The organism is Alteromonas sp. AMM-1 (genome assembly GCF_047290655.1).
GTDB classification, from domain to species: domain Bacteria; phylum Pseudomonadota; class Gammaproteobacteria; order Enterobacterales; family Alteromonadaceae; genus Alteromonas; species Alteromonas mangrovi.
The window spans coordinates 1-10339 of the sequence record NZ_JBLBUE010000123.1; the positions used below are offsets into that span (position 1 = coordinate 1).

At 49.9% G+C, this 10339-nt stretch carries 6 protein-coding genes and 1 pseudogene; 5 read left to right on the forward strand and 2 right to left on the reverse strand.

Annotation, left to right across the window (positions count from 1 at the left end):
- The 4 genes from acnD to ACLR2L_RS15405 all read left to right on the forward strand — a co-directional run.
- A partial coding sequence (gene acnD, locus ACLR2L_RS15390; RefSeq protein ID WP_413369316.1) for a Fe/S-dependent 2-methylisocitrate dehydratase AcnD occupies positions 1-2419 on the forward strand: 2419 nt, incomplete at its 5' end.
- Positions 2420-2497: 78 nt separating this feature from the next.
- Complete coding sequence (gene prpF / locus ACLR2L_RS15395) at positions 2498-3676, forward strand: 2-methylaconitate cis-trans isomerase PrpF (protein ID WP_413369318.1); 1179 nt, start codon at positions 2498-2500, stop codon at positions 3674-3676.
- A gap of 131 nt (positions 3677-3807) precedes the next feature.
- Complete coding sequence (locus ACLR2L_RS15400) at positions 3808-4239, forward strand: hypothetical protein (RefSeq protein WP_413369320.1); 432 nt, start codon at positions 3808-3810, stop codon at positions 4237-4239.
- Between the two features lie 374 nt (positions 4240-4613).
- On the forward strand, positions 4614-5492 hold the full coding sequence (locus tag ACLR2L_RS15405) for a hypothetical protein (RefSeq protein ID WP_413369322.1): 879 nt from the start codon (positions 4614-4616) through the stop codon (positions 5490-5492).
- On the opposite strand, the gene ACLR2L_RS15410 is transcribed toward ACLR2L_RS15405, so the two are convergent.
- Both ACLR2L_RS15410 and arcB read right to left on the reverse strand, forming a co-directional pair.
- Positions 5470-5916 (reverse strand): hypothetical protein, encoded by a 447-nt coding sequence (locus tag ACLR2L_RS15410; RefSeq protein WP_140959064.1) that lies wholly within the window; start codon positions 5914-5916, stop codon positions 5470-5472. The two genes, ACLR2L_RS15405 and ACLR2L_RS15410, sit on opposite strands and share 23 nt — an antisense overlap.
- 61 nt (positions 5917-5977) lie before the next feature.
- Positions 5978-8341 carry an aerobic respiration two-component sensor histidine kinase ArcB gene (arcB, locus tag ACLR2L_RS15415; RefSeq protein ID WP_413369324.1) on the reverse strand — a complete coding sequence of 788 codons (2364 nt, stop codon included), beginning with the start codon at positions 8339-8341 and terminating at the stop codon, positions 5978-5980.
- Positions 8342-8984: 643 nt separating this feature from the next.
- Here arcB and gltB point away from each other — a divergent pair.
- Positions 8985-10339, forward strand: a pseudogene (gene gltB / locus ACLR2L_RS15420) (glutamate synthase large subunit); the annotation flags it as partial.

Genomic DNA, 10339 nt, shown 5'->3' on the forward strand with positions numbered 1-10339 from the left:
AATTCAGTTAATCGACCGTACACGCGATCTGCACTTCCCGTGGTTTCCGGCCCGGGCGCTGTGCCATCACATTCTGGGTCAAACCGCGCTGGTCGACTTAGCAGGCTTGCGTGACGCCATCGCCGAACAAGGTGGTGATCCGTCTAAAGTTAACCCGGTAGTGCCTACACAGTTGATTGTGGACCACTCACTGGCCGTTGAGCACGCGGGTTTCGAACCAGACGCTTTTGAGAAAAATCGCGCCATTGAAGATCGCCGCAACGACGACCGTTTCCATTTTATCAACTGGACCAAAACCGCGTTCAAAAATGTGGATGTTATCCCGCCAGGCAACGGCATTATGCACCAGATCAACCTGGAAAAAATGTCACCGGTTGTACACGCCAAAGACGGCGTTGCCTTCCCCGATACACTGGTAGGCACCGACAGTCATACCCCTCACGTTGATGCGTTGGGCGTTATTGCAGTAGGTGTAGGCGGTTTAGAAGCAGAAAGCGTAATGCTGGGCCGTGCGTCTTATATGCGTTTACCCGACATTGTGGGCGTTGAACTGACTGGCAAACCACAGCCCGGTATCACCGCTACCGATATTGTATTAGCGCTTACCGAGTTTTTGCGCAAAGAACGCGTTGTATCAGCATACCTGGAATTCTACGGCGAAGGCACTACCCACCTGACCCTGGGCGACCGCGCCACCATTTCCAACATGACGCCAGAGTACGGTGCCACTGCTGCGATGTTCTATATCGATCAGCAAACACTGGATTACCTCACCTTAACTGGCCGCGATGCCGCTCAGGTGAAACTGGTGGAAACCTACGCCAAACAAGCTGGCTTATGGGCTGATACCTTAACTGGCGCAGAGTATGAGCGCGTGCTGACATTTGATTTATCGTCGGTTACCCGCAACATGGCCGGCCCGTCAAACCCGCATGCCCGTTTGCCCACCAGCGAATTGGCAGCGCGTGGCATTGCCGGAAAATTTGAAAAGCAGGATGGTTTAATGCCGGATGGCGCAGTGATCATTGCTGCTATCACCAGTTGCACCAACACCAGTAACCCGCGTAACGTTATTGCGGCAGGCCTGCTGGCCCGCAACGCCAACGCCAAAGGCCTGGTTCGCCAGCCCTGGGTAAAATCCTCGTTGGCACCGGGTTCCAAAGTGGTGAAAATGTACCTGGAAGAATCCGGACTACTGCCTGACCTTGAGAAGCTCGGCTTTGGTGTAGTGGCCTTTGCCTGTACAACCTGTAACGGCATGAGTGGTGCGCTGGACCCGGTCATTCAGCAAGAAATCATCGACCGTGACCTTTACGCCACCGCCGTACTGTCGGGTAACCGTAACTTCGACGGCCGTATTCACCCCTACGCCAAGCAGGCATTCCTGGCATCACCGCCCTTGGTGGTCGCTTACGCCATTGCCGGTACCGTGCGCGTGGATATTGAAAAAGATCCACTGGGCTTTGACCAGAATGGCAATCCGGTCACACTCAAAGACATCTGGCCTACCGATGAAGAAATCGATGCGGTAGTAAAAGCCTCTGTAAAACCAGAGCAATTCCGTCAGGTGTACGAACCTATGTTTGACCTGTCAGTTGATTACGGCGAGCACATTGACCCGCTGTACCAATGGCGTGAAATGAGTACTTACATCCGTCGCCCGCCCTATTGGGAAGGCGCATTGGCGGCAGAACGCACACTTACCGGTATGCGTCCGCTGGCAATACTGCCCGACAATATCACTACCGATCACTTGTCTCCGTCTAATGCCATTCTGGCGAGCAGTGCGGCGGGTGAATACCTGGCTAAAATGGGCTTGCCGGAGGAAGACTTTAACTCTTACGCCACGCACCGCGGAGATCACCTCACCGCCCAGCGCGCAACCCTGGCTAACCCTAAACTGTTCAATGAAATGGTGAAGGAAAATGGCAAGGTGAAGCAAGGCTCACTGGCGCGCATTGAACCAGAAGGCAAAGTTACCCGCATGTGGGAAGCCATTGAAACCTATATGGAACGCAAACAGCCGCTGATCATTGTGGCTGGAGCTGACTATGGTCAGGGTTCTTCACGGGACTGGGCCGCCAAAGGCGTGCGTCTTGCCGGTGTTGAAGTGATTGTAGCTGAAGGCTTTGAGCGCATTCACCGCACCAACCTGATAGGTATGGGTGTGTTGCCACTGGAGTTTAAAGCGGGCACCAACCGTATCACCCTGGGCCTTGATGGCACCGAAACCTACGACGTAAAAGGCGATAGAACGCCAGGTACAACACTGACGCTGGTGATTAATCGTACCAACGGCGAGAGCATTGAAGTACCGGTAACCTGCCGTCTGGACACCGCAGAAGAGGTGTCTATTTATGAAGCAGGCGGTGTGCTGCAACGCTTTGCCAAGGATTTCCTCGAAGGCCAGACAAACTAAAATCAGGCGAACTAACCAAGCCAACGACAGTACGGAGGGGTTTTGCCCCTCCCACCTAATAAACAGCGAGTATTTATCATGGCATTTGCACCGCAAATTAAAATTCCGGCCACCTACATGCGAGGCGGTACCAGTAAAGGGGTCTTCTTCAACCTTGCCGACTTGCCTGTTGAAGCACAACAGCCAGGCGCCTATCGCGACGCGCTGTTACTGCGCGTAATTGGCAGTCCGGATCCCTATGGTAAACAAACCGATGGCATGGGCGGCGGAACGTCCAGCACCAGTAAAACCGTGATCCTGAGCAAGAGCCAGCAAGAAGGTTATGATGTGGATTATCTGTTTGGTCAGGTAGCCATTGATAAAGCGTTTGTTGACTGGAGTGGTAACTGCGGCAACTTAACCGCGGCAGTGGGCGCGTTTGCCATTAACAATGGGTTAGTCGATGCGACGAAAATCCCCGACAACGGCATCGCAGTAGTGCGGGTATGGCAAGTTAACATCAGTAAAGAAATCGTAGTACACGTGCCCATTACTAACGGCGAGGTACAGGAAACCGGTGACTTCGAGCTGGATGGCGTAACCTTCCCAGCGGCGGAAGTAAAAGTTGAGTTTATGGATCCGGCCGACGGCGAAGGCGATATGTTCCCTACCGGCAATTTGGTTGATGAACTTACTGTACCTGAATTTGGCACCCTGAAAGCCACCATGATCAATGCCGGTATTCCCACCATATTTGTGAATGCTGCCGACATTGGCTACACAGGTACTGAGCTGCAGGATGCTATCAACAATGACACTGAAGCATTGGCTCGCTTTGAATCTCTGCGCGCACATGGCGCGATTAAAATGGGGTTAATTAACAACCTCTCTGAAGCAGCCAGTCGTCAGCACACACCTAAGATTGCCTTCGTGGCACCGCCAACGCCTTACACCTCGTCAAGCGGAAAAGCCATTGGCATCGACGACATCGATGTACTGGTAAGAGCGCTGTCGATGGGCAAACTACACCATGCCATGATGGGCACAGCTGCGGTCGCTATAGCTACTGCAGCGGCCATTCCGGGTACACTGGTGAACGATGCGGCTGGCGGTATTGATCGTGAAAACGTAGTATTCGGCCACCCGTCTGGCACGTTGGCTGTGGGCGCACAAGCTCAGCAAATTAACGGAAAATGGCAGGCCACCAAGGCCGTAATGAGCCGTTCTGCCCGCATCCTAATGGAAGGACGGGTACATATTCCGGCACCAGAACTATAACGCAACGCTTCCTCAGGGTGGCTGGCTATCATTGGGCATGGGCCAGTCACCTCTTTTACTGGTATTCATATCAAAATAGATGCACACTGTTTGGTCAGGGATTCTGATATAAACTGGTCGAGAAGGATTATATGGTTCGACGATTTAGCATGCATGGCTCGCTGGAAGTGCGCGTTGAAAACCGCGTACTGGTGTTATCGGGAAGTGGCCCGTGGAACAGCGAATCCTTGCAGTTAACCGATGCATCGATTATGCAACAGGTTAAGGCGCTTTACGGCAGCCCCTGGGGTGTACTCGGCTTGTTTTCCGGGGAAGCCGTGTATGTGCCCGAAGCCATTCAAACACTACAAAAGCAGGTTAGTCAGGAATTAAAGCTGGGCCGGGTTGCCACAGCGGTTGTACTGAACAACGTGCAGGCACCTCGATTATCCCAGTATCAGTTTGAGCTAATCTATAGCAGCTGCGGACACGCTTTAGAATTTTTCGATGGCGAAGCAATTGCCAGGCGCTGGCTACAGGCACAAATTGCTGCTGCTCAATCTGATGCCCGTTTTCAGGCATAACATGTAAAGTACTTTGGCCAAACGATGACTGAACTTGTCAGGTACAATAGTCTTCCCTAGGGCGTGTTGATCTTTGCTGTATGATTTTGCAGCAGCCTGTGCGACGTTTATACAATGAAGCGCAAGTGAAGTGTAGTCATCTACATGAACTTGGGCTGAAGCAGTAGAAATGTTGCACAGGCGCTGCCCGAAAGGTTCGCTCTAGGTGTCCACCGCTCTTTGTTGCATGCTCTTGATGCAGAACCACTGCACCTGCGAACATGCGCCGCGATCGCTGAACACCTAGAACGAACAAAATTAATACAGCAAAGATCAACACGCCCTTGGCTCATCATGCACTATACTCATTACATTAGAGTGTGTTCGGGATAAATATGTATAAATGGCCTGTTCGATTGTGTTGGTGTATCGTATGTGTATGCAGTAATGCGAATGCAGCACAAATACTGCGGGCCCCCACCTTTACCACCTCTCACGCCATTATTGACTATTTCTACGAACAACTGGACTTAGCGGTTGAAGCCACCCAGGAAGACTTTGGCGAACTAAAAGTGGTGCGGGTTGCTATACCGGTTGAGGAAGAACGCCAGTTACGCAATCTCAATGAAGATATTGCCGACATCGCCTGGGCGACTTGTTCCCGTGAGCGGAATGAATTATACACCCCGGTTGCTATACCCTTTTCTGCCGGGTTATTTGGGATCCGATTGGCGGTAGTACGTGAAAGTGATCAGTCTATTTCTCGCGTTGATTCACTCCCATCCTTGCGGTCGCTGGTAGCCGTGCAATCCTCGAAGTGGCATGATTTTATGGTACTTCAGCAAAATGGTTTAACGGTTCTCGCTTCCGATCGCTTTTCTGCTTATCGCGCTGTTGAGCGGGGTCTGGCCGATTTCTACCCCAGGGGCGTCGCCGAGATTACCGAAGAAATGGCCGCGGCCAATGTTCCGCAACTAACCATCGCCCCCAACTTTGCCTTGCGCTATCCGGCTTTTTTTATTGTATATGTTAAAAAAGACAACGCCTTGTTGGCCAAGCGATTAACGACTGGTTTTGAACGAACCATAAACTCCGGGCAGTATAAGGCGCTGTTACACGAAAAAGCCTGGTTTCAGGAAGCCATGCAATTACTTCAACACCGGCAGTTTGTTGATCTGGAAAATCATCAGGTTGATGATAAGTGTATGCAAGCCGGGAAGTATATTCCCGACTTATTAGGTGTGGTTAAATCTAGTAGCGATAAGCCAGGCTGATAAACGGAAAGCTATCGCCGTCCGGGGAGTAATTATAGGTTGCGCCTAGCACAAAACCGGATTTGCCCTGTCCACTGAAGTAGATTTTCGCGCCGATAGAACCACCTAGCTTTCGGTCGTATTCAATGTAGCCGGTCCCATCATCTACAGAGTCGATTTCCATTATGCCGCCGTACAAACCCAGCGCAAAATGACGATTCAGAAAGTAATTAGCCCCTACCCCGGCCCCCACGCTGTACTCCTCTTTCGAAGGGTCGTCTAACATGCCGGTGGCTACATACACTTCAAGTGATTTGATGGGGGTAGGCATGCCCACCTGAGCCCCAAATCCGCCGTACTCAATACCTGCGCCAGTTTCAAAGTACGGCTGCTGTTTCGCAACGACCAGTGTTGGCAACAGGGCCAGTAACATCCATGCTTTCATTGTGTTCCTTTTCGCTTGAATAATAACAACGACTACGTGTTCCATATGATTAAAAAGCGCATTAATCATCAATCATCTGTTCGTTTAACCAATTGTGCAGAGTATCCATATCCTGTTGCACCGCCATTTGCAGCTCTTCTACCCAGTCATGCACATTCTGCCACCATGCCGGGTGGTCGCCTTGCTGGATTTGGTTGGCAATGCGCTGTACTCGCGCCAAGCCAACCGAACCGGCTGCGCCTTTAATTTTATGCGCCTGCGCACATACTTCCGATTTTTCATCGGCACTTAAGCTCAGTTGCAGAATTTCCATATATTCGGGCATTTTCTCATGGAATACCTTCACGCTGGCTCGCACCATGTCTTCGCCAATGGTATCCACCAACATTTGTAATAAGTCCATGTCCAGAATATTGGTAAGTTGCTTACTGGTGTCTACCTTAGGTACATCACCTGATTTAGGCAGAGGCGCTCTCTCGGGTTCAGGCTCGGCAAACAATAGGTTCAACACTTCTATTACCCGGCTTTTCTTCACAGGCTTGGCAATAACGTCGTCCATGCCGTTTTGCAGGTATTCCTCACGCTTTTTAATCACGTTTGCAGTAAGCGCCACAATTGGCGTTTGCATTACCAGATCTTCTTCGATCACCGTGGCGGCAACGTCGAAGCCGGTCATGTCTGGCAGCTGTATATCAAGCAGAATTAGGTCGTAGGTGGTTTCGCGGATCTTATCAATGGCCTCTTGCCCGGTCATGGCAACATCAACGTGTTGACCCAGCTTCTCAAGCAACGCTTTGGCTACCATCACGTTTAATTCGATGTCTTCCACCAGCAGAATATTCAAACCAGTTACCTGGAGCTGTTCAACCTGCATTGGGCGCTTGGAGATTTGTAGAGGTAACTCAACCGTAAAGCGTGTACCTCTGCCTTGCTTACTCTCGACGCGAATATCGCCTTTCATTAAATCGACCATTTGCTTACAAATCGCCAACCCGATGCCAGTGCCGGTTGCAGATTGATGATCCGGGTGATCAACCTGATAATACATGGCAAAGATCTTGTCAATTTCGCTTTCAGGAATTCCCACGCCGGTGTCTTCAATCACAAACGTCACCAGCGACACATCATTGTCTGGGCGCGACGCAGATACCGTTAACGTTACATGCCCTTTTTGAGTAAATTTCACCGCATTAAACAAGATATTCCAAAGGATCTGGCGCAACCGCGTGCCGTCTACTTCAACCAGCTTGGGCAGTGGATCATTAATATTGGTGATCAGTTCCAGCGATTTGTCTGCGGCAAGCAAGCGGATAATAGAACTCAGTTCTTCGGTGAAATCACGCAACGACACGGTTTTCAGCGACAGCTCAAGTTTGTCGCGCTCCAGCTTGTCCATGTCAATAATGTCATTAAAGATATTCCCCAGGGTTATAGCACTGGCATAAATGGTACTTACCCAACTCCACTGTTCACGGTTCAGTTCAGTATCCCTTAGCATGCGACTCAGACCAACAATCCCGTTCAGAGGCGTTCTTAACTCGTGGCTGATAGTAGCAATAAAGCGCGTTTTATCATTACTGGCTTTTGCAGCGGCGTTTTCTGCCTGTTTGCGCTCCGTCATATCACGGCCAAACGCCAGTAGTCCCAGTCGGTTTCCGTCCTGATCAAAAAACGGTACTTTACGCATTTCAAAGTAACGCCGGCGGCCATCGGCAAAGCGAAGCCAAAGTTCTTCGGTAATACTGGCATTCGCTTCCAGTACTTCGTGATCGCTGGCCACCACCTGACGCGCCAGATCTTCTTCATATACGTCGTGCGGTGTAAGACCAAGTAACTGCTTTTCAGTTTTACCTGTCATCTGTTCGGCTATCCGGTTGCAACCGGCAAACCGCCCTTCTTCGTTGCGGTAATAAATCAGATCGGGCGAGGCATCGATAATAGAGCGCAACAAGGTGGACAAGCGTCGCGCTTGAGCTTCCTGCTCTGATTTGTTTTCAATTTCCTTTTCCAGCTCCTTGAATACCGTTTCACGTTCATCCTGAGCATTCTTGCGCTGTTCAATTTCGTGGTTGAGCTGACGAATGTTGTTTTGCAGTTCGCGGTTAAGAAAGACGTCTTCCTCACGCAGATGCTCCAGCTGACTCACCACTTCTTTTAAGTTAGTACGCGAGTTTTCCAGTTGCTTTACCAACTCGCTGAAAAAGTACAGAACCCAGGGCGCAGACAGCATGGTTAAAATAACCGCGCTGATGAAGTCATCGGGCTCCACCGCACTACCCAGGCTGAGTCGAATAACGTACGAGCCACCTACGGTAAACCCCAGCGTTAAAATCACGAACAATACACTTAACTTTATGGTGCCAAACCGCTGCACAAACTGCGCAAATCTGATGGCCCATGAATCGTTGGGAGTTTCCTGATGCATAACAACACTATACCGGTAAAATTTGCAGCCATCCTAACAGACCTTGCCTGACAGGAAAATAACCAGATTCTGGTTGTAAAAAACGAAAACATTCCAATTTCGATAAAACAGGGTAAAATAACGCCAATAAAACGTTGATTGCCGTTCGCGCGTCAAATTTCCCTGCATCCAGCCGCACTGCGTCAACAAACTTAAGATTCAAATACAAGCCTTTCATATGGGTACTTACCCACAATAGATGAGTATTTATGCAACTTAAGTTTAATTAGACTTACCGTATCTGCGAATAAAATTGCATCAACTATAAAAAAATAAACGTTTTTTTAGCGGCAGAAATAAAGCATAAAACACTGAATAAAAACAAAAATAAAGATGGTATACGATTTCTGGTGTGCTATCCCTCACATTCCGATTGATTTTAACCGGCAATGTAGGTATGTTGTACGGCCCGCTAGGCAATAGTGCATAAAAATGCGGTACACGACTGGTATCCACAATAATAACTAACGACATATCCAGCGCAGACTGATTTTTCATTTATTTTCAGTCATTAGACAACGCGTTGTAACGCAGCTGTGAGGCCGACTCTGGTTTGAAAACACAGCGCATACCTTGCCCAGTCAAAGGTTGAAGGAGTTAAGAGATGAGTTTATATAATCCCAACGATTCACGGGATAACTGTGGATTCGGTTTGATTGCCCATACTTCCGGTGAAGCCAGTCATACGCTGGTGAGAACGGCTATTGAAGGTCTGGATCGCATGCAACACCGTGGCGGTATCGCTGCCGACGGTAAAACAGGCGATGGCTGTGGCTTGCTATTGCAAAAGCCAGATGCCTTCTTTCAACATGTTGCAGAACAACATGGCTGGAAGCTCAGCAAAAAATATGCTGTAGGTATGATTTTCCTTAATCAGGACGATGCATTAGCGCAAGCTGCGCGCGATGTATTAAACGAAGAGCTGGAAAAAGAAACCCTGTCTGTTGTGGGCTGGCGCAAAGTGCCGGTGAACCATGATGTGCTGGGTGAACTGGCTCTGACTGGCGTGCCACAAATCGAACAAGTATTCGTCAATGCACCAGCAGGCTGGCGTAAGCGCGATCTGGAACGCCGTTTATATATGGTTCGCCGTCGCACTGAAAAACGTCTTGAACAAGACAAAGAATTCTATGTAGCCTGTTTATCTGGTCTGGTGACCATTTATAAAGGTCTAGTAATGCCACGCGATCTGCCGGCTTTCTATAAGGATCTCGCAGACGAAAAAATGAAGAGTGCGATCTGCGTATTCCACCAGCGCTTTTCAACCAACACATTACCCAAGTGGCCACTGGCACAACCGTTCCGCTTCCTGGCGCACAACGGCGAAATCAACACTATTAAAGGTAACCGCGACTGGGCCTTAGCGCGTACCGGCAAATTTGCCACGCCGCTGATCCCGGATCTCAAAGACGCATCACCTTACGTGAATACCGAAGGCTCTGACTCGTCATCACTGGACAACATGCTGGAATTGTTCCTCGCTGGCGGAATGGATTTATTCCGCGCCATGCGTTTATTGGTACCGCCTGCGTACCAGAACAACGACACCATGGATCCCAAGCTGCGCGCTTTCTACGAGTTTAACTCCATGCACATGGAGCCGTGGGATGGTCCGGCTGGTATCGTAATGACTAACGGTCGTCACGTAGCCTGTAACCTGGATCGCAACGGCTTGCGTCCGGCGCGTTATGTGGTAACCAAAAACGGCTTTATTACGCTGGCATCTGAAATTGGCATTTGGGATTACCAGCCGGAAGACGTAATCGAAAAAGGCCGCGTTGGCCCGGGTGAAATGCTGGCAGTGGATACCTATACTGGTAAAATCTGGCGCTCAACCGAAATCGACAATGAGCTGAAAGAGCGTCACCCTTATCACGAGTGGCTGGAAAAGCACATCCGTCGTTTAACGCCTATCGAGAAAATGGACGCCTCACTGATTGGTCAGCGCGTATTCGATGA

What these genes read in the sequence shown, in the direction of transcription:
- prpF (WP_413369318.1), top strand. Translation starts at nt 2,498, where the DNA reads ATGGCATTTGCACCGCAAATTAAAATTCCGGCCACCTACATGCGAGGC.
- ACLR2L_RS15400 (WP_413369320.1), top strand. Translation starts at nt 3,808, where the DNA reads ATGGTTCGACGATTTAGCATGCATGGCTCGCTGGAAGTGCGCGTTGAA.
- ACLR2L_RS15405 (WP_413369322.1), top strand. Translation starts at nt 4,614, where the DNA reads ATGTATAAATGGCCTGTTCGATTGTGTTGGTGTATCGTATGTGTATGC.
- ACLR2L_RS15410 (WP_140959064.1), bottom strand. Translation starts at nt 5,916, where the DNA reads ATGAAAGCATGGATGTTACTGGCCCTGTTGCCAACACTGGTCGTTGCG.
- arcB (WP_413369324.1), bottom strand. Translation starts at nt 8,341, where the DNA reads ATGCATCAGGAAACTCCCAACGATTCATGGGCCATCAGATTTGCGCAG.